This is a genomic window from Micromonospora sp. CPCC 205554 (genome assembly GCF_036902745.1).
Taxonomy (GTDB): domain Bacteria; phylum Actinomycetota; class Actinomycetes; order Mycobacteriales; family Micromonosporaceae; genus Micromonospora; species Micromonospora tulbaghiae.
The window spans coordinates 21,331-39,319 of sequence record NZ_JBAKHP010000002.1 but is presented as its reverse complement, the minus strand read 5'-3'; the positions used below and the strand labels follow the sequence as shown (position 1 = coordinate 39,319).

Below are 17,989 nucleotides of genomic sequence, written 5' to 3'. Positions count from 1 at the left end.
GCATGACGACAGAGAAGCGCCGCCCCGCGGGCAACGAGGCGGCGCCTGGCACGGTCTGGCGGACCGGCACCAGCGTAGCCGCTAGCTGGCTCGCTGAGGGCGGCACGAGACCGCGCGGCGGTGCACGGTGACGTACTGGCTCGCCTCGGATGACATCGACCGTGACCCGGTGTGGGAGATCCTGGCGGCCGACAAGACCGGCCGGGTCGACTGGGACCGGGCAGACCGTCTCCAGGCCGCCTGGCTCCGCCTGATGGCCGCCGCCGCCCATCTGCGCCGCGATGGCTACCTCACCGCCGGCCGCGCACTGGAGCAGTGCCGCGGGCGGCGGGCGGTGCTCGACGCGCTGTGCACCTCGGTGCTCGACCGTCCGCCGCTGCTACATCAGCGCGGCGATGAGTGCACGTGCCTCGGTGACTCGTGGATCGACGGGTACGCCTACCGGCTGCACGGCTTTCTCAAGCGCAACCCGTCCCGGGCGGAGACGGACCGCAACCGGGCCCAGAAGGCCGACCTGCGCGACGCCAGGCTCAAGGCCCTGGTGCTGGAGCGCGACGGCGGCTGCTGCCGCTACTGCCGCTCTGGGCCGCTGGTGGCCAAGGCCGGCCGCGCCCGGGAGCGGCGCAAGGTGCTCCAGTTCGATCACGTGGATCCCGACCAGCCTGCCACCCCGGAGGGCGGCAACCTGGTCACGGCCTGCGCCCGCTGCAACGAGCACAAGGGCCACCGGACGCCGGTGGAGGCGGACATGTCCGTTCTCCCGGTCCCTACGGCCGCCGAGGTGGCCACGTGGGTCGCCCGCGGCCTGGCCCTGTTCGACCTTCCCGCCGCCGTCGCGGATCAGCCGCGAACCACCGACGAACCACCGACGAACCACCGACCGAGCACTGATCCGACCACTGACGCGAACAGTGATCCGAACAGTGACGGGGACGCTGATCCGATCGACATCAGCACGGGATCAGTGCGCCCTGATCAGGCCGATGACGGATCAGGAACAGCGCCGCGGTGGTCTGGGAAGGGTGCCGACTCGGGTCGGGTCGGGCATCGCGCTGATGGTGGTGATCCTGGCCCGCCTCGCCCACCTCAGCCGACCCGGCCACCTGGCGCTCCGGACATCTACCACCGACGCTCCCGCGCCCCCGATGGCCCCGCCCACCCGGGGCCCCTGCCGTGACCGGACGCCGGCGGCCGGTCCGGTCCCGTGTCCGGCCGCATCCGTTCGTGGCGGACACCAGCGTGCCGGCCGATTGGCAGGGCCGGCTGTTCTGCCGCCGCTGCCGGTTGCCGGGCAGTGCCGGTGACGCCCGGCATCCGCTGCCCGTGTTCCCGACCATCCCGGCTGAGGTGGCCGCCGTCGAGCGGCGGCGTCTCGGCGAGCACGACGACGAGAGGACCTGACGTGCTGAACCTGAACGCGCTCGACCTGGAGGACCTGGCCGTGGTGCCGTGGACCGGCCACCCGGCCCGCCGGCGATGCGTCGGCTGCCGCCAGGACCGGCACACGCCGTTCTCCGTGGTGGTGCAGCTGGGCGGGGACATCGTGTGCCCGCAGTGTGTGCGCACCTTCTGGGGCGTGGAGGCGGGCGAGTTGCTCCAGGAGCTGTCGCGTCGGTACCTGGCCGGCCGCCGGCGGGAGGTGCTCGACGCGCTGTCCCGCGCCGGCGAGCAGCTGCTCGCCGCCGATGCGTCGGCCGCGCCGCTTCCGGATCGTCAGGCCCCCGGCCTACACTCGTGATCACCGCGTTGGGCTTCGTGCCCTCCTTGCCGCGGCGCTGGTCCCGGGCCCCGCCCGGTGGGCAGTGAACGATCCGAACGGTGCACCGCGTTGGGCCTCTGGTCCTCCTGTCCGCGGCCGGCCCCGTCGCCCCGCCGTCTCTCGGCGGGCAATGTCCAGTCTGGATGTTCGGCGCTCGTTTGCTGTGTGCACGGCGCCAAGGAAGGAAAACGATCATGCCTGAGAAGAGCCCCCGTCAGCGGCTGTCGCGTCACCCGCGCGAGCGGGCCCGGGACGTGTGGAGCCCGAGCGACGTGCACGGCGCCAAGCAGGAACGCGCCCGGCTGACCGACAAGGCCCGCGAGATCCTGCGCACGGCCGAGAACGCCGGCGGCCGGAACCTGACCGCCGACGAGTCCCGGGAGTTCGACAACCTGATCGACCGCGCGGACGAGCTCGCGGAGTGGATCGGTGAGCAGGAGGCGGCCCGGGAGCGTGACCGCGACCCGAACCGCCCGATGGGCGAGAACGACGGCCCGGACCGCGCCGCCGGCGGCTGGGTGCGCACCAACGACATGCTGCCCGCCGCGGTGGAGCCGGGGAAGCGGTTCGCCGACCACCCGGTGGTCCGCGCCCACGCCCAGGCCCGCGAGGCGGCCGACCGGCACGTGATGGACGCCCACGGCGACCTCGGCAACCTGGTCCGCGCGATCACCACGTCGTCCGGGTCGGCGGTGGTGCCCACGGAGTGGGTGGGCGAGATCATCGACCGGGCCCGCAACATGGCCGCCGTGCTGCGCGCCGGCGCGCGGATCGTGCCCATGGACGCCAAGCAGGTCCAGATCGGCCGGCTCACCGGCGACCCGACCGCCGCGTTCCGCGCCGAGGGCTCGACCATCACCGCGTCGGACCCGACGTTCGACAACGTGACGCTGGACTCCAAGACCATGAGCGCCCTGGTCGTCGGCTCGATGGAGTGGTTCCAGGACAGCCCGAACTCCCGCCAGGTCGTGGCCATGGCCATCGCCAAGGCGATCGCGCTGCAACTGGACCTGGTGGGCCTGTACGGGTCGATCACCACCGGCGCCGGCGCGATCAACCTGCCGACCCCGCCGAACCCCCGCGGCGTGCTCGGCACCCTCAACGCGGTCCTGTCGGGCAACGTGCTCGGCAGCGGCGCGGCCAACGGCACCACGCAGACCGCGCTGTCGTACTGGAACGAGGTGCTGGACACGATCTTCACGGTGCGCGACCGCAACGAGGAGCCCAACGCCGGCATCTGGGCCAGCAAGCTCGCCCGCCAGTACGCCAAGGCGTACGACTCCACCGGCCAGCCCCTGGCCGTGCCGAACGAGGTGGACAAGCTCGACTGGTTCACCACCAACCAGGTGCCGTCGTACACCCAGGGCACCATGACCACCGCGACGGACCTGTTCGTCGGTGACTGGTCGCAGCTGCTCATCGGCCAGCGCCTCAACCTGACCATCCAGGCGCTCACCGAGCGGTACGCCGAGTCCGGCCAGATCGGCATCCTGGCGCACTGGCGCGGTGACGTGCAGGTCGCCCGGCCGGGTGCGTTCGCGGTGCACAAGGCCCTGAAGGGAGCGTGACCGTGCACGACATCGGCGCGATCACCGAGCACGAGCGGCTGAAGGCGGACCGGGCCGCGATGGAACGCGGCGGCGCGACCGCCCCGTCGACCGGCACGCCGGCGCCGGACTACGTCCGCGGCGTCCACCCGGACACCGGCATCGAGGTGACCTTCGTGCCCGGCGAGCTGCTGCCCGACTGGGCCGCCGCCGCCCTGGCCGAGGGCCGCAGCGTCTACGACTACGAGACCCGGCTCTGGACCATCCTGGACGACGGCCAGGCCGCCGGGACGACCGCGAGAGGCGGTGCGCGCCGTGCGGCTGGTCAACAGGGTCGGTGACCGGCCACGCCGGGACGAGGCGTCGCCGCTGACCGGCGGCGAGCGCAACGGGCCGGACCGGCGGCCACCGCTGGGCCGTGGCGAGCGCTGCGAGGGCGAGCCTCCCACCGCCAGCCAGGGCAGCTGGTACAAACCGTACGACGGCACCTGAGCCCGGCCCGGGATGAGCAGGGGTGCAGCACAGCCGGGGATGTCACCGGCCAGCGGCGAGCGGACGGCAGGCCCGCTCGCCGGCACCCCCGCTTCCCGCATCCCGGGCCGACACGCGGGCGCCGCGCCAGGTCCACCACCTGGCGCGGCACCCGCACTACCCTCGACCGTCATCGGCAGCCCCCGGGGAGTGGGGGGTCAGATCTCTGCCAAGGCATCGACCGCTACCCCGCGCTGAGGTGCCTTTTCACGCTGACGAGTTTTGAACTTCGCCGTATCCCGCCGCCACCGGCCGATCAGCCCGCATCGATCCCTGCACCATGGCGGCCAGACCGCGCAGCAACCGCCGAGCGTGCCGCTCGGACACGCCCGCGGCCTCGGCGACCTCCCTGGCGGACATGTCCGGCCGCTCGGCGAGCACCCGCGCCACCGCTGCCGCCGCCTCCCCGCGCCGGCGGCCCGTCGACGACCGCCACCGCAACAGCCGCGGCCTGCTCGGCGGCCCGGATCCGGCCGGCCAACTCGACCAGGCAGACGCTGGCCACCACGACCAGGCCGTCCACGCTAACCGGGATCAGGTACGGCGCCGCGCCCGTCTCCCCGTACCGAGCCACCACCGCGACCATGTGCCAGTAGGACACCCACGCCGCGATCCCGGCCAGCACCGCGGCGGCCACCAGCCGCACGGCCGCCAGGCCACGTCGGTGCACCGGCACCCGGGAGATCAGCTCGATGGTCACCAGCAGCGCCAGCGGCGGCCACCCCGCGATCGTCTGGCTGACCGGGTTCGGCTGCGCGTGCAGCACGTTCGCGGCCACCGACGCGGCCACACCCAGCGCGAGGGTGCCGCGCACCGCCCACCGCATCCGGCCCAGCTGCGCCCGCCCGCTCACCGGCCCGGCTCCACCGGCGCGATCCGCTCCGACCGGCACGGCCCGCAGTGCCCGGCGTACTGGCCCGGGTGATCCGGGCACCGCTGCGGCGGCGGCGCCGGTGCTCGAGGAACGCCGCGCGCCGGCGCGGCCGGGCCGCCGGCCCGGCGCCGCTCGCGCGCCCGGATGGTTCTAGGACGTTCAAGGACGTTCGGGTGGCACAGCTGCGCCACCCCAGCGGTGGCGTCTAGCGCCACCCCAGCGGTGGCGCTGTGCCGGGGTGGCAGATCCCCGGGGTGGCAATCCGCCACCGCCCCAAACCGGGACACATCGCCAGGTGTTGCATCTGCAACAGGTGATGCATCTGCATCACCAGCGCGCATGATCACCGCGTACCGGTTGGAGGCCCGGCCGCCGGCCGACGCGGACACCGTCAGGTGCCCGCCGTCGACCAGCCGCCGGATGACCCGCTGCACGGTCCGCTCGTCCAGGCGCACCTTCCGGGCGAGGGTCGCCACCGAGGGCCAGGCGTTCTCCCCGGTGTCGTCGGCGCAGTCCGCGATCGCCAGCAGCACGAGGCGCTGCGTGCCGCCGACCGGGGAGTGGTCCCACACCCACGACATCACCCGCACGCTCACCGCCGCGGCCCGCCTTCCCCGTCGCCGTCCCCGGCCGCCTCAGCGCCCTCCTGAGCGTCCGGCAGGCCCCGGCCCTCACGCCCGGCCAGGTACGCCTTCCACACCCGCTCATCGGCCGCGTGACCGTCCGGGCCGGTCGCCGTGGCGTACCCGGTCAGGAACACCAGCAGATCCCGCGCGCACGCCTCGCTCTCGGCCGCTTCCCGGCCTAGCTGGTACGCCTCGGCCAGCGCCGCCATCAACTCCGGCTCGCCCATCTGGCTCGGGTCGACGGCTGGCCCCCGGCCGAGCGCCGGCCGCTGCGCCGCGCCGATCTGCAACCCAAGCAGGAACGAGTTCACCACTTCCTTGCCGGAGTGCGCCCCGCCCGGCCGGTACCGCATCCGCCGCGTCCCCGGCCGACACCGCGGCGCGCGCCGCTCGGCGTCCGGCTGACCGACCACCGCCACCCGCCGCCCGCTCACCGCGCACCCGCCCGGGCCGCCGCGGCCAGGTCCAGCAGCACCCCGGCCAGCCGCACCGCCTCACCCGTGGACAGGATCAGCACCTCGTCCGGCGCGGCCGGGTCGTGCGCCGGCGCGCCCGGCTCCCCGACCGGGTGCCACTGCAACACCTCCACCCGGGCCCGCCCGTCGACTGAGCGCAGCAACTGCGCCACCACGCCTGGCGCGGCCTCGGCCGCCGCGGCCACCGCCGCCGGCCCGCTCACCGCCGACCGCCCCGGGCCGCGTCGACCAGCTGCCGCACCCGGTACACCAACGCGGTGGCCTGTCCCGTGGACAGCAGCACGCGCTCCGACGCCGGGACCGGCGTACGCCGCCCGTCCACGACCGTCAGCGACAGCGCGGGCTCCGCGCCCTCGCTCACCGCCTGGACCAGCGCCACGTCCACGATCACCGGCTCGGGGCGGCCCGTCTCCACGTGCGCCACCGCCGAGCGGTGCTCCAACCGGCGGCCGCAGTCGTCCAGGTCGCACCACGCCGGGTGCCCGGCGAGCTGGCCGGTGGGGAACAGGTAGACGTGCCCGCAGGAGCGCTGCACGTCCGGCGCCATCCGCAGCCGGTGAGCGGTCCGGTTCGTGCCCTCGATGGCGTCCGTCGCCGGGTCGGCGTGCTGCTCGCACGTGTAGACCGAGGCGTCCAACGAACCCGGCAGGCCCTCGCTGGTGTTGCTGAACACCTCCAGCCGCACCGTGGCCGGCCGATCGCACGCAGGCAGGATGAACGGTAGATTGCCCATGGGTCGCGACCTCGCTTCGCGATCAAGGGCCCGGCCGGAGCTGGAATCTCCGCGTCCGGGCCCGTCCTTTCGGGCGGCTGGATCCGCCCGATAACCTCCCGTACTTCGCTCGATGGTGGTCCACGTCAAACGCCTGGTAGCACACCGCTAGGTGTGGGGCTCCCCGAAGATGCCCGGCGAACCGAAGCGGGTCCAGCCGTCGAAGGACCGCGACCGACCCCGCCCCTGACGCCCGCCGCGCTCACGCCGCGCACGGGCCGTCGTGGTCGTTGCGGTGGCCGCACCGGCCGGCGCCGTCGAGCCGGGCGTCGCACCAGACCCGAGTACGCACGAACTGGCTGTCCTCCTCGCTCAGCGTGGTCTCGCCGAAGTCGAGAACCGTGACGTGGCCGAGCGAGTCGCGCAGCGTCACCGCGAGGGCTGCTGCCTCGTCGGCGCTGGTCAGCGTGGTGGGCAGGTGAATGATCCAGCGCTGTGCGGTCATCGTGGCCACCCGCCCGGCGGGGCGTCCGGGTCACGGAGACGACAGGCGCGGTGCTGGGACTGCCACTGCCGCAGCGCCTGACGGACGCGTTCGGCCTCGGTCCGCGTGGTGACCAGCTCACGGCTCAGCCGGTCGAGTTCGTCGGCCACCCGGTCGAGGTGGTCGCGTACCTGGGCCGGGTCGAGACCGCGCCAGCGCCGGTCGAAGAAGGCAGCGCGGACGTGGTGCGGGAGCAGGCGTTCCCCGGTCACGTAGATCACCGCACGGGCGCCGTCTGCTCGGCGACGAGCGTGTGGATCTGCCGGTCGGTGAGCCCGCGCAGGTCGAGCACCCGCCGGCCCCAGCGGTGCAGCCGGCACGGGTGCGGTGCCCGGTCGTTGCGGCAGCGCGGTCCCTCGGGCCACTGCTCGGGGGCGTGCACGGTGATCGCCCGGACCGCGAAGGTGACATCCTCGGCGGTGACGTAGGGCGGAAGCGGAATGTCGCCGAGGATGCGGTCGATCGAGTCCATGACTCTCCTTTGGGGATCGGCGCCAGGCGCGGGGACGGATGCCGGGATGAGGTTTCGGGGAAGGGCATCCGTCCCCGCGAACCCGCCGCGTCCCCGGCGGGCACCACAATGGTCAATTCACCTCTGGTCCGAGACAATCTTTCGCGGCAGAATGCAGACCAAGGGATGAGGTGCCTTACGCGACAACACCAAAGGAGATGACGTGGACGACTCGGGAAGCACCGTCCCGCGTAGGCAGCTCGGCAGATATCTGAGGGAACTTCGCGAAGGCGCGCACGTCACGGTGACCGCGGCGGCCAAGGAACTCGAATGGTCGGCGCCCCGGATCTGGCGTTACGAAACGGGTCAGGTGCCGATGCACCCGAACGACGTGGAAGCCATGTGCCGCGTTTACGGCGCGTCGCGAGAAACCATCGAAACCATGCGCGCTCTGGCCCGGGAAACCAAGGCGCACGGTTGGTGGCACAGCTACGGGGAGGCAATCAAAGACTGGTTCAAGCTGTACGTGGGCCTGGAAGCCGCCGCGACGAAGATTCGCCACTACGAAACGAATCTAGTGCCGGGCCTGCTGCAAACGGTCGAGTACATGACAGAGGTCATCGCCACCGACAACCCGCAGTTGAGTGAGCACGAGCGACAGGCCAAAGCCGAGGTTCGACTGCGGCGGCAGCGATTGCTGGCGCGTGCGGTGCCCCGGGCTCCCTATCTCGATGTGATCCTCAACGAGGCAGTGCTCCGTCGACCGCTGAGCGATCGGGCGGCGATGGGGAGGCAACTCGATGCCCTGGTGGTGGCGAGCCAGCAGCACAACATTCGGATTCGGGTGCTTCCACTGAGTGCTGGGCTCTACCGCTGGGCGGCAGCGGGAACCTTCACGATGCTCGACTTTCCGACCGACGTGCGTGAGCCGGAGCCGACCACCATCTACATGGACGGCCCGTGCGGGGCCGCCTACCTTGACAAGGCCCACGAGATCCAGACCTACGAGGACGCCTGGCGCTCGCTCGGTGAGCGAGCGCTCGACGCGGACGGGTCTCGTGAGCTGATGACGACGATCGCGAAGGAGATGACCGATGGGACGTGACGGGGTGTGGCGCAAGTCGTCCCGGTCCGGTGGTGAGGGCAACTGCGTCGAGGTGGCCGGGTTCGCCGATGCGGTTGGTGTGCGGGACACCAAGGATCGGCAGGGGCCGGCGTTGAGCTTCGACCCGGCGGCGTGGACCCGGTTCGTCGGGGCGATTCGCGCGGGCCGGTTGAACGACCGGCCCTGACCGTGACGGCGGGTGGTGTCGGCGCACCGGCACCACCCGCCGCTCATGCTCACGCGACAGGCAGGCCGAGTTGTTGCGCGATCGACTGGCCGTCCCGTCCGGCGAACGGGTCGTAAGGGCGCCGGCCGGCGACGATCTCGGCGTTGAGCGCCATCAGTCGGCGGCTGATCTCGTCCTTGTCCTGGGCGATCGACTTCGGCCAGCCGTAGCAGGCGGCCACGGCCTCGTCCAGGTCACGGTGCAGCTTCTTCAGGTCGGCGTAGGCGCCGTCATCGACCAGGTTGTAGAGCCGGGTCAGGCCGATCTGTTCCTCCGCGCAGATCTCCCGGCGGCGGGCGATCATCCGTCGGCTCGCCTCGGCGACCCGCTCCCGCTGCTCGTCGGTCACCGGATAGGGCCACGGGAACGGCAGGAATGCCGACGTGGGCGTGTATCGGAGGCGGTCTTCAAGAGTCGATGACTGGGACCGCGCAAAGGCGCTGTGGGTGAACGACGACAGCACCCCCATCGAGTAGTCGTCATCGAACGCGAACACGTAGACCAGGTCGCTCGGACAGGTCCACGCCTCACACCAGGTCAAGAGCAGTCGCTTACCGACCCGACCAGCGGCGATATAGCGGGTCAGACCCGAGAGGGCTGCCCGCATACCGGGCCGTGCCTCGCCGAACTGCCACCAACGGTTTCTGTACAGCGCTCGGTTGTTGTTGTCACGTGCGGGTTTGACCCGTGCTCGCACGAGATCCAGTGCTGTTGGATATTTCATCGCGGCTTCGAGTGGAATCTGAGCGAAGTCGATCACCCACCGCCGAGGTTGTTGCGCAGGGTCCTCCGCGACGTCCTCGCTGACGATGTAAGGGCGCACGACATCCCGGTACTGTGCGTCCCGGCGCTGCAACAACGAGCGCGCCTCTTCCTCAGCAAGAATGAATCCCTCTCCTACGGGGATCGGTCCTTGGAAGCACCTGCTCTTGTTGGGAGCGAGCGGCAATGCCTTGCCGGTCGAGGACTCCGGCTCTTTCAATTCGGCCGTGATGCCGCTGACCAACTTGTTGTCGAGCACGAACTCGGTGGGCGGCTCGGTCGGCGCGTTCACCCAGTTGACGAGGCTGACGTGGACCTTCGCTTCCCCCGGCCAGGTCTGGCTGGAGACCGCGTCGGTGATGACGCCACCGTTGCTGGTGACGTACTCCAGGCTGGCCGACCGGGCGCGGTTCTGGGAGATCGAGTTCGTGCCGACCAAACCGGCCCGCTGGCCCGGCTTGAGGTGCTGGTGGGCACGTCGGAACCAGTAGACGCAGAAGTCCTTGATGCCGACCTTGAAGGTGATGGTCAGCCACTTGAGGTAGTCGTCGCCGTGGGCGTCGCGCATGAACTGCGAGCCGAGGAACGGGGGGTTGCCGACGATGCAGTCGGTCTCGGGCCAGGGCACCCGCAGGGCGTCAGCCGTCCGGATGGAGGCGAGGCTGACCAGCGGCAGCGGTGGCTCGGCGGCGCCGTACTTCTCGATCATCTGCCGGTGGCCCATCCAGAGCGTGACCCGGGCGACGGCGGTCGCCATCGGCACCACGTCGATACCCTGCATGTTGCGGAGGGGGAAGTACGGCAGCCCGGTGGGAACCGGCAGGCCGGAAGCCTTGGCCAGCGAGGTGATCCGCTCCTTCAGCGTGTGTTCCAGGTGACGCAGCTCCCGGTAGGCGACGTAGAGGAAGTTGCCGCAGCCGCAGGCGGGGTCGAGCACCCGGAACCGGCACAGCTCGTCCAGCAGGGCGACGCCTTCGTCCGGCGTGGTCACCGCGTCGATCCGGGCCCGCCACGGCTTGACGACCGTCGGCCGGACGATCTTCAGGATGTCGACCTCGTGCGTGTAGTGGGCACCGAGCGCACTGCGATCGCTGCTGAGGAAGCCCTCGATGAGCGACCCGAAGATGGTCGGGTCGACCTGCCGCCAGTCATACCTGCAGATCTCCAGCAGCTCCGCTGCCTCTTCCCGGGTCAGGTGGACGAGCGCGGGCTTGTTGAACAGGTCGCCGTTGACGTACTGCGTGCCCTTCAGCACGCCCCGCCGGCCGTGGTCGTCGGGATCGTTCAGCGAGGTGAAGAGGCCGCCCAGCATCAGGTAGGACGACCACACCTCGCCGACTTCGGTGAGGAACTTGAGCGTCTGCTCGGTCGGCCGGCCCTCGATCATGTCGAAGTCCTCGGCGAAGAACAGCCAGACCATCTGGAGGATGAACCGTTGGATCGACTCCGGCGCGGCCGCCTCCCGGTCGAGGAGGCCCTGATAGATCCGGGCGACCGCGACGGCGGCGGATCTGGTCAGCTCCTTGCTGCTGTGCTGGAACAGCGGTTCCTCGCCGGCCAGCACCATCAGGGACTCGTAACGGTCCGGCAGGTCGGTGAGGCCGAATTCCATCAGTGGCGCGTTCGGATACTTGCCCGGCTCCCAGATCTCGAAGCGCTGGAACGAGCAGAGGACCACGAACCGGGGAGCCGGCCGCTCGGTCGCCACGTCGGCCGAGTTGTGCCAGTAGTCGAGCGCCTGCTTGCGGTGCTGGGGGAGTCGCGTGCCCTCCTTGGGCGCCTTCATCTCGACGATGAGCTGGCCCGGCAGGTGCAGATCCATGATTCCGGTGGACGCGTGGGCGTCCTCGAACTCCGCTCCGGCGTCCTTGCGGTTGCGGCCGTAGCACTCGAACAGCTCGTTGAGGAAGGTCTGGGCCTCGGAGCGCTCCGTGCCGGAGTAGCCCTGCCACCGGTCGGCGAACTTGACCAGCGCCGACCGGATCTGCTCACCACTGCGCATGGTCAGAAGAGCTTAGGCGAATCCGCCGAGAAGTAGGCGCCCTGAAACAGGTCCTTGCGGGCGATTTCCAGGTTGCGTGCGGCGGTGTCCAGCATCCGCGCGAGATCGTCGCAGCCGACGGTCATGGACACCGTGCGCTTCGCCCGCTGGGTTCTCTTGATCGCCTGCTCGATGTTGAGCAGTGCCTCGGAGACCTCGCGGAGTCCGGCCTCCCGGGCGGCCTGTTCCGGGGTGTGGTCAAGATCAGACATGTGCGGTCCTTTCGGGGCCGAGCGGACCCAGCGTACGGCGTGGTCAGGGGTTCCGCGAGCGGCACCGGTCATGGCGTGACACACCCAACGGTCGCTCCCCGGGTCCGGGGCGCTGTGCGGAAGGCCGATAACGATCATGTAACGGGCGCGAACCTTTTGCGGGGTGTCACTGCTCTCTCTCGGCATCGGCCCGCCGGGGCCAGGAGAGGACGTCGGATGAAGCTGGTGTGGAGGCGGGCGACAGAGGCCCGTGGGCTGCTGCTCGCCGCCGCTGTCGCGGCACTCGTCGCGGTCGCGCTTGTCACCGGGCTCTCCGACTACAACCGTCGGGCGGTCTCCGCGGGCGCCCGGGCGGTGCTCGACGCCGCTCCGGCCGAGGAGCGCAGCCTGCTGATCAGCGGCTCCGGCGGCGCCGACGCGGCCGCGTTCGCCGAGCGGGACCGGGCGGTACGGGAACAGTTCGCGAACGGGCTCGGCGGCGCTCCGGTCACCGTGGCCGGGACCCGCTCCGGGACCGGGCGGGAGCTGACCGGTGACGTGGGCGCCGCCCGTACCGACGACGATCCGATGTTCGCCAACCTGGCCACGCTCGACGACCTGCCCGCGCACGCCGAGCTGGCCGCCGGGGCGTGGCCGGTGCCCGGCAGCAACCCGTTGCAGGTGACGTTGCCGGAGAAGGTGGCCGCGCAACTGAGCCTGGAGGTCGGGGAGCGGGTGCCGCTGTACGACCGGGGCGCGGAGCGCGCCGGCACGGTGGTGGTCGTCGGCACGTGGCGGCCCCGGGACGCCGCCGAGGCGTACTGGCGGCTCGCCCCGGGGGTGGGGGAGAGCCAGGGCGACGCGGAGATCACCTCGTACGGGCCGTTCGCGCTCGACCCGGCCGACTTCGCCCGCACCTTCCCGGGCTCCACCTCGGCGGCCTGGGTGGTCGACCCCGACCTGGTGGCGGTCGAGCCGGCCCGGCTGCCCGCCGTGACCACAGCGCTGGACGAGATCACCGGGAAGCTGCCCGAGGCCACCGGCCTGGGCTCCTCGACACAGCAGGTCAGCCACCTGGACCGGCTCGTCGACCGGCTCAGCCGTGCCGACCTGGTGGGCCGGTCCGCGCTGCTCACCCCGCTGCTGCTGATCGTGGTGCTCGGCGGGTACGCGCTGGTGCTGGTGGCCGCGCTGCTCAACGAGGACCGGCGGGCGCAGACCGCGCTGCTGCGGGCCCGGGGCGCGGCCCGGGGGCAGATCGCCGGGCTGGCCGTACGCGAGGCGACGCTCGTGGTGGCGCCGGCGCTGCTGCTGGCCCCGGCGCTGACCGGGCAGGCGATCCACTACCTGGGCGCGGACCTGGGGCTGGCCGACGGCGACCTGGCCCGGGTGTGGATGGTCGCGGTCGGCGCGGCGGTGGGCTGCCTGCTCGCCATGGTGCTGCCGGCGATGCGCCGGGCCGGCACCTACGTCGCCGACATGGCGGCCCGGTCCCGTCCCTCCCGGGGAGCGGCGGTGCAGCGGGCGAGCGTGGACATCGTGCTGGTCGCGCTCGCCGTGCTCGCCTGGACCCAGCTGCGGCAGTACTCCTCGCCGCTGGCCGGCGCGAACGGCAGCCTCGGCATCGACCCACTGCTGGCCGCCGCGCCCACCATCGGCGTGCTGGCCGGCGCGGTGATCGCGCTGCGGCTGCTGCCGCCGACCACCCGGATCGCGGAACGATTCGTGGACCGCCGGACGTGGAACGCCACCATGTTCGGCATGTGGCAGGCGGGCCGCCGCCCGCACGCCGGTCCGGTGCTGCTGCTCGCGCTCGCCGTCGGCGGCAGCACGCTCGCCTGGTCGCTCGTCGCCTCCTGGGAACGCTCGCAGCGCGACCAGGCGCAGCACACGGTCGGCGCGGACCTGCGGCTGACCGAACGGGACGGCACCGCCCCCGCGGACCGGGCCGCCCAGCTGGCCGCCGTACCCGGCGTCGACCGGGTGCTGCCGGCCTGGCGCGACGACGTACGCCTGGGCCGTGAGGCTCGGCCGGCGACAGTGGTGGCGTTCGACGCCGCCGCCGCGAAGGGGATGATCCGGCTCGACGACGCCGGCGGTGACGCGTCCACCGGCACCCTGCTGGACCGGCTCGCGAACGGCCGGACCGCGCCGGCCGGCGGCGTTGTGCCGGAGGGGGCGAAGACGCTGTCCGGCACCGTCCGCACGCCTGTCGACAGCATGTACGACCGGCCCCGGGTGACGGTGACCGCGTTGTTCACCACCGACGCCGGGGCCACCTGGCGGGTCCGGCTGGCCGAGGCCGACGGCGACGGGAAGCCGATGCGCTTCTCGGTGCCGGTGCCCGACAGCGGCGGCGCCCCGCTGCGCCTGGCCGGCTTCGAGGCCGACGGCGGCGACGCCACCGGCAGCTCCTACCGGCTGCTCCTGGACGAGCTGCGGCTCACCGACGCCGATGGAGGGGTCCTGCCGGTGCCGGTGGAGGGATCCTGGCGGGTGATCGACCCGGGCTCCGGGCCGCGCGGCACCGCCAAGGCGAGCCCGACCCGGATCGACGGGACGCAGGGCTTCGACGTGCCGGCCGGGCTGTTGCAGTTCGCCCGGGTGCCCTCGTCCCGGTTCGCGCTGGTGCCGCAGGCGCCGGATCGTCCGGTGCCGGTGCTCGTCACCCCCGGCGTCGCCGCCGCGATGAGCCTCAAGACCGGCGACACCGTCAAGCTGTCGGTCGCCGAGGTGACGGTCGAGGTCACGGTGGTCGGCCAGGTCGCCGCGGTGCCCGGTACCGGGGGCGACGGGGTGCTGCTGGACCTGCCCACCGCCACCACGCAGCTCCTCGAACGCAGCGGCGGCGTCCGGCCGGTGGCCGAGTGGTGGCTGGGCACCACGCCCGGCGGGCACACCGCCGCCGCTGACGCGCTCGCCTCGACCGGCGGCACGGTGCTGCTGGACCGGCGGGCGGTGGCCGCGGAGGCCGCCGAGGACCCCTACTGGCAGGGCGCGCGCACCGGGCTGCTGGCCGCCGCGCTCGGCTCGGTGCTGCTCGCCCTGGTCGGCCTGGCGGTCGACGTCTGGGCCACCACCCGGCGACGGCTGACCGAGTTCGCCGTGTTCAACACGCTCGGCGCGAACACCCGGCTGCTGGCACGCGCGTACCTCGCGGAACAGACGTTCCTGGCCGCGATCGGCGTCGGCGTCGGGATGCTCGTCGGCGCCCTCGTCGCGGCCACCATGGTGCCGCTGGTGATCCTCACCCCGGCCGCCGGCCGGCCGGTACCCGAGGCGGCCTTCACAGTGCCCTGGGTGCCGATCGGGACGACAGCCGCCGGGCTGCTGCTCGCCGCGCTCGCCTTCGCCGCACTCATCACCACCGGCATCCGCCAGCGGGTCGCCGCCGCGCAGCTCCGGATCGGAGGAGAACGATGAGCCTTCCTGGTGCCGCGCGCCGGGTACGCGCATACGGCGGGCAGTTCCTGCTGCTCGCCGTCCTGACCCTGGTGACCGCCCTGCTGATCACCGGCGTGCCCCGGGTCGCCGACCGGCTGACCGGGCAGGGGCTCACCGAGTACGTGGCCGGGCAGCCGGTGGCCCGCCGCGACCTCACGTACAGCACCGCGCCGACCGCGTTCCCGCCGTCGACCCGAGCCGCCGTGACCGGTCACGCGGCCGAGCTGGCCGGGATCGAGGAGGCGATGCCCGCCGAGGTACGCGACACCATCGGCGAGCGCTGGTACGTCGCCCAGAGCGTGCCCGGGCGGCTGCGCGGCCCGACGCTCGCCCCCGAGAAGGGGCTCATCGACGTGCACCTCCGGGCCGGCACCGGCATCAAGGAGGCGGCCACGCTGGTCGACGGGCGTTGGCCGGAACGACCCGTCGCCCCGGCCCGCACGGTCGAGGTGACGCTCGCCGAGACGATCGCCGGCACGCTCGGTGTGAAGACCGGCGACCGGTTCGTGCTCCTGATCCTCGACCCGGACGACAACGTGCTCAAGTCGCTCCCGGTCCAACTGGTCGGCGTGTGGCGGCCGAACGACCCGGCCGACGGCGTCTGGGACACGCTGCCGTCGATGTTGAAGCTCTCCCCGCCCGAGGGCGACGGCGACCCGTTCGTGGGCGTCGCCTACACCGCCGACGGCGGCGTCGACGAGGCCGTCGCGACCGGCTGGCCGGTCAGCTTCGGCTGGCGGTACCGGATCGCCCCGGACCGGCTCGAACCGGGCCGCCTCGACGCGCTGATCGCCGGCGTCGACGGGCTGGAGCGCAGCCGTCCCGCCGTGGCGACGCTCAGCCAGGGCGTGGACATCCCGCTGCGGCGCTTCGCCGACTCGCTCGCCGCCGCGCGTACCCTGCTCGCGGTCATCGCGGCCGGACTGCTCGCCACGCTGGCCGGGCTGACTCTGCTGGCCGCCCGGCTGGCCGCGCGCCGCCGCCGCGCCGAGTTCCACCTGATCCGGGCGCGCGGCGGCTCGACCGGCGCGGTGCTCCGCCGCGGCCTGGCCGAGTCGCTGCTGGTACTGCCGGCCGCGGCCGGGATCGGCTGGCTGCTCGGCGGGCTGCTGCCCGGCACCGGCGCGTCGTGGCGCTGGGTGGTGATCGCCGGGCTCCTGGCCACGCTGCTGCCGCCGCTGGCCGCGCTCGCGGTCGGCCGCCGGGCCGGTGGCCGCTCCGACCTCGGCGGCCGGTCGCCCGCCGTCCGGCTCACCGTCGAGGTGGCGGTGCTCGGGCTCGCCGTGCTCGGCGCGTTCCTGCTGCGCCGTCGCGGGCTGACCGCCGGTTCGGTGGACCCGCTGCTCGTCTCCGTGCCGGTGCTGCTGGCGATCGCGGCGGCGCTGCTGGCGCTGCGCGCGTACCCCTGGCCGTTGCGGCTGGTCAGCCGCGTCGCCGCCCGGGCACGCGGCAGCGTCGCGTTCCTCGGCACCGCCCGCGCGGGCCGGGCCGCGAGCACCGGGCCGATGGTCGTGGTGGTGCTGGCGGTCGCCACCGCCGCGTTCTGCGGCGTGGTGGCGACCGGCATCGAGACCGGCCGGGACACCGCCGCCGCCCAGGCCGTGCCCGGTGACCTGCTGGTTCGCGGCGAGCGCTTCATGCCGGACACCGCCGATGAGCTGGCCGGGTTGCCGGGGGTACGCGCTGTCGCGCCGCTGCTCACCGTGCCGGCCGAACGCCCCTACGCCGACCGCGCCGGACGCCCCGCCCCGGTCACCGAGATGCGCGTGGTGCTCGTGGACGGTGAACGGTTCGCCGAGGTGGCACGGCAGGCCGGCGTACCGGTGACCGTGCCCGACCCGGTGCGGGCCCGCACCGACGGGAGCACACCGCTGCCGGCGCTGGTGTCCCCGGCGGTGGCCGAGGAACTGGCCGACGCCGGGCTCGCCGACTCCCGGGGTGAGCGGCCCGCCTGGCTGGACGTGCAGGGCAACCGGCTGCCGGTGCGGACCGCCGCCACAGTCGACGACTTCGCGCTCGCGGGCGAGGGCGTACGCCGGTTCGTGGTGCTGCCGTGGCCGGCGTTGCCGGCCGACGCGCCGCACCAGCTCGCACCCACCGGTTTCGTGCTCGCCGGGTCCGGCGTGGACGCGGCCGAGGTGGACCGGGTCGCGCGGGAGGGGCAGCGGCGCTACCTGCGCATCGGCGGGGTCGACGCCGGGGACAGGGCCCGCGCGCCGGAGGTGACCACCCGGGCGGCGGTGCGCGCCGACCTGGGCGGCACCGGCGTGAACGGCCTGCTGGTGTTCGGCTTCGTGCTCGGTGCCGGAGGCGGCGCCGCGCTGGGGCTGCTCGGGCTCGCGCTCGCCGTGCTCGCCGGGGCCCGCTCGCGCGGGCAGGTGCTGTCCCGGCTGCGCACCATGGGCCTGTCCCGCCGGCAGTGGCGCGGACTGCTGATGGTGGAGCTGACGCCGCTGGTGCTGGTGTCGGTGCTCACCGGAGCGGTGGTCGGCGCGTTGCTGCCACTGCTGCTCACACCGGTGCTCGGGCTGCCCGCCTTCACCGGGGGCGTGGACGTGCGCCCCGGTTTCGAACCCGGCCTGGTGGCCGGGGTGACGGTCCTGGCCATGCTGGCCCTCGGCTTCGCGATCACCGTGGAAGCCGTGAACAACCGCCGGTTGCGCCTCGGCGAGGTGCTGCGGCTCGGAGAGGAGAGCTGAC

The 17,989-nt window shown here is 73.0% G+C and carries 19 protein-coding genes and 1 pseudogene; 10 read left to right on the top strand and 10 right to left on the bottom strand.

Annotation, left to right across the window (positions count from 1 at the left end):
• The first annotated feature begins 169 nt into the window (after nucleotides 1–169).
• From V6U82_RS03215 to V6U82_RS03190, 6 genes are all read left to right on the top strand, one after another.
• Nucleotides 170–1,177 carry an HNH endonuclease gene (locus V6U82_RS03215; protein WP_334459088.1) on the top strand — a complete coding sequence of 336 codons (1,008 nt, stop codon included), beginning with the start codon at nucleotides 170–172 and terminating at the stop codon, nucleotides 1,175–1,177.
• Nucleotides 1,178–1,224: 47 nt separating this feature from the next.
• Nucleotides 1,225–1,401 carry a hypothetical protein gene (locus tag V6U82_RS03210; protein WP_334459087.1) on the top strand — a complete coding sequence of 59 codons (177 nt, stop codon included), beginning with the start codon at nucleotides 1,225–1,227 and terminating at the stop codon, nucleotides 1,399–1,401.
• Between the two features lies 1 nt (nucleotide 1,402).
• Complete coding sequence (locus tag V6U82_RS03205) at nucleotides 1,403–1,738, top strand: hypothetical protein (RefSeq protein ID WP_334459085.1); 336 nt, start codon at nucleotides 1,403–1,405, stop codon at nucleotides 1,736–1,738.
• Between the two features lie 215 nt (nucleotides 1,739–1,953).
• Nucleotides 1,954–3,327 carry a phage major capsid protein gene (locus tag V6U82_RS03200; protein ID WP_334459084.1) on the top strand — a complete coding sequence of 458 codons (1,374 nt, stop codon included), beginning with the start codon at nucleotides 1,954–1,956 and terminating at the stop codon, nucleotides 3,325–3,327.
• A complete protein-coding gene (locus V6U82_RS03195) occupies nucleotides 3,324–3,647 on the top strand; it encodes a hypothetical protein (RefSeq protein ID WP_184976640.1) in 324 nt (107 codons plus the stop codon). The genes V6U82_RS03200 and V6U82_RS03195 overlap by 4 nt, the downstream gene beginning before the upstream one ends.
• Nucleotides 3,622–3,798, top strand: coding sequence for a hypothetical protein (locus tag V6U82_RS03190; RefSeq protein ID WP_334459080.1), 177 nt, complete (start codon nucleotides 3,622–3,624; stop codon nucleotides 3,796–3,798). The genes V6U82_RS03195 and V6U82_RS03190 overlap by 26 nt, the downstream gene beginning before the upstream one ends.
• Nucleotides 3,799–4,243: 445 nt before the next feature.
• Here the strand turns inward: V6U82_RS03190 and V6U82_RS03185 are convergent.
• The 8 genes and pseudogenes from V6U82_RS03185 to V6U82_RS03150 form a co-directional block, all read right to left on the bottom strand.
• Nucleotides 4,244–4,663: pseudogene (locus V6U82_RS03185) on the bottom strand (DUF2637 domain-containing protein); the annotation flags it as partial.
• A 23-nt stretch (nucleotides 4,664–4,686) separates the two neighbouring features.
• The gene (locus V6U82_RS03180; RefSeq protein ID WP_334459079.1) at nucleotides 4,687–5,307 is read right to left on the bottom strand and encodes a helix-turn-helix domain-containing protein; all 621 of its coding nucleotides are present in this window, start codon (nucleotides 5,305–5,307) and stop codon (nucleotides 4,687–4,689) included.
• Nucleotides 5,304–5,690, bottom strand: coding sequence for a hypothetical protein (locus V6U82_RS03175; protein WP_334459078.1), 387 nt, complete (start codon nucleotides 5,688–5,690; stop codon nucleotides 5,304–5,306). Before V6U82_RS03175 ends, V6U82_RS03180 begins: the two co-directional genes overlap by 4 nt.
• Before the next feature lie 77 nt (nucleotides 5,691–5,767).
• Nucleotides 5,768–6,016, bottom strand: coding sequence for a hypothetical protein (locus V6U82_RS03170; RefSeq protein WP_334459077.1), 249 nt, complete (start codon nucleotides 6,014–6,016; stop codon nucleotides 5,768–5,770).
• Nucleotides 6,013–6,546: a hypothetical protein gene (locus V6U82_RS03165; RefSeq protein ID WP_334459076.1), complete on the bottom strand. Its 534-nt coding sequence runs from the start codon at nucleotides 6,544–6,546 to the stop codon at nucleotides 6,013–6,015. Before V6U82_RS03165 ends, V6U82_RS03170 begins: the two co-directional genes overlap by 4 nt.
• Before the next feature lie 241 nt (nucleotides 6,547–6,787).
• Nucleotides 6,788–7,030 (bottom strand): hypothetical protein, encoded by a 243-nt coding sequence (locus tag V6U82_RS03160; protein WP_334459075.1) that lies wholly within the window; start codon nucleotides 7,028–7,030, stop codon nucleotides 6,788–6,790.
• Nucleotides 7,027–7,290: a DivIVA domain-containing protein gene (locus tag V6U82_RS03155; RefSeq protein ID WP_194803030.1), complete on the bottom strand. Its 264-nt coding sequence runs from the start codon at nucleotides 7,288–7,290 to the stop codon at nucleotides 7,027–7,029. The genes V6U82_RS03160 and V6U82_RS03155 overlap by 4 nt, the downstream gene beginning before the upstream one ends.
• The gene (locus tag V6U82_RS03150) at nucleotides 7,287–7,541 is read right to left on the bottom strand and encodes a hypothetical protein (protein WP_018789000.1); all 255 of its coding nucleotides are present in this window, start codon (nucleotides 7,539–7,541) and stop codon (nucleotides 7,287–7,289) included. The genes V6U82_RS03155 and V6U82_RS03150 overlap by 4 nt, the downstream gene beginning before the upstream one ends.
• 202 nt (nucleotides 7,542–7,743) lie before the next feature.
• On the opposite strand from V6U82_RS03150, the gene V6U82_RS03145 reads away from it, so the two are divergent.
• Together V6U82_RS03145 and V6U82_RS03140 are read left to right on the top strand one after the other, a co-directional pair.
• Nucleotides 7,744–8,625: a helix-turn-helix domain-containing protein gene (locus tag V6U82_RS03145; RefSeq protein ID WP_334459068.1), complete on the top strand. Its 882-nt coding sequence runs from the start codon at nucleotides 7,744–7,746 to the stop codon at nucleotides 8,623–8,625.
• A 4-nt stretch (nucleotides 8,626–8,629) separates the two neighbouring features.
• Nucleotides 8,630–8,812 (top strand): DUF397 domain-containing protein, encoded by a 183-nt coding sequence (locus V6U82_RS03140; RefSeq protein WP_334459648.1) that lies wholly within the window; start codon nucleotides 8,630–8,632, stop codon nucleotides 8,810–8,812.
• A 49-nt stretch (nucleotides 8,813–8,861) separates the two neighbouring features.
• Here the strand turns inward: V6U82_RS03140 and V6U82_RS03135 are convergent, their stop codons facing one another.
• Nucleotides 8,862–11,615, bottom strand: a complete 2,754-nt coding sequence (locus V6U82_RS03135; RefSeq protein WP_334459067.1) for a DNA methyltransferase — start codon at nucleotides 11,613–11,615, stop codon at nucleotides 8,862–8,864.
• 2 nt (nucleotides 11,616–11,617) lie between these two features.
• Complete coding sequence (locus V6U82_RS03130) at nucleotides 11,618–11,866, bottom strand: hypothetical protein (protein WP_120570987.1); 249 nt, start codon at nucleotides 11,864–11,866, stop codon at nucleotides 11,618–11,620.
• A gap of 216 nt (nucleotides 11,867–12,082) precedes the next feature.
• On the opposite strand from V6U82_RS03130, the gene V6U82_RS03125 reads away from it, so the two are divergent.
• Both V6U82_RS03125 and V6U82_RS03120 read left to right on the top strand, forming a co-directional pair.
• Nucleotides 12,083–15,268, top strand: coding sequence for an FtsX-like permease family protein (locus tag V6U82_RS03125; protein WP_334459062.1), 3,186 nt, complete (start codon nucleotides 12,083–12,085; stop codon nucleotides 15,266–15,268).
• Nucleotides 15,265–17,988, top strand: a complete 2,724-nt coding sequence (locus V6U82_RS03120) for an FtsX-like permease family protein (protein ID WP_334459060.1) — start codon at nucleotides 15,265–15,267, stop codon at nucleotides 17,986–17,988. The genes V6U82_RS03125 and V6U82_RS03120 overlap by 4 nt, the downstream gene beginning before the upstream one ends.
• The last annotated feature ends 1 nt before the right edge of the window (nucleotide 17,989 follow it).

Excerpts from the sequence above, each read along its gene's own strand:
- V6U82_RS03120 (WP_334459060.1), top strand. The coding sequence starts at position 15,265 with ATGAGCCTTCCTGGTGCCGCGCGCCGGGTACGCGCATACGGCGGGCAG.
- V6U82_RS03165 (WP_334459076.1), bottom strand. The coding sequence starts at position 6,546 with ATGGGCAATCTACCGTTCATCCTGCCTGCGTGCGATCGGCCGGCCACG.
- V6U82_RS03150 (WP_018789000.1), bottom strand. The coding sequence starts at position 7,541 with ATGGACTCGATCGACCGCATCCTCGGCGACATTCCGCTTCCGCCCTAC.
- V6U82_RS03160 (WP_334459075.1), bottom strand. The coding sequence starts at position 7,030 with ATGACCGCACAGCGCTGGATCATTCACCTGCCCACCACGCTGACCAGC.
- V6U82_RS03130 (WP_120570987.1), bottom strand. The coding sequence starts at position 11,866 with ATGTCTGATCTTGACCACACCCCGGAACAGGCCGCCCGGGAGGCCGGA.
- V6U82_RS03125 (WP_334459062.1), top strand. The coding sequence starts at position 12,083 with ATGAAGCTGGTGTGGAGGCGGGCGACAGAGGCCCGTGGGCTGCTGCTC.
- V6U82_RS03175 (WP_334459078.1), bottom strand. The coding sequence starts at position 5,690 with ATGCGGTACCGGCCGGGCGGGGCGCACTCCGGCAAGGAAGTGGTGAAC.
- V6U82_RS03200 (WP_334459084.1), top strand. The coding sequence starts at position 1,954 with ATGCCTGAGAAGAGCCCCCGTCAGCGGCTGTCGCGTCACCCGCGCGAG.
- V6U82_RS03135 (WP_334459067.1), bottom strand. The coding sequence starts at position 11,615 with ATGCGCAGTGGTGAGCAGATCCGGTCGGCGCTGGTCAAGTTCGCCGAC.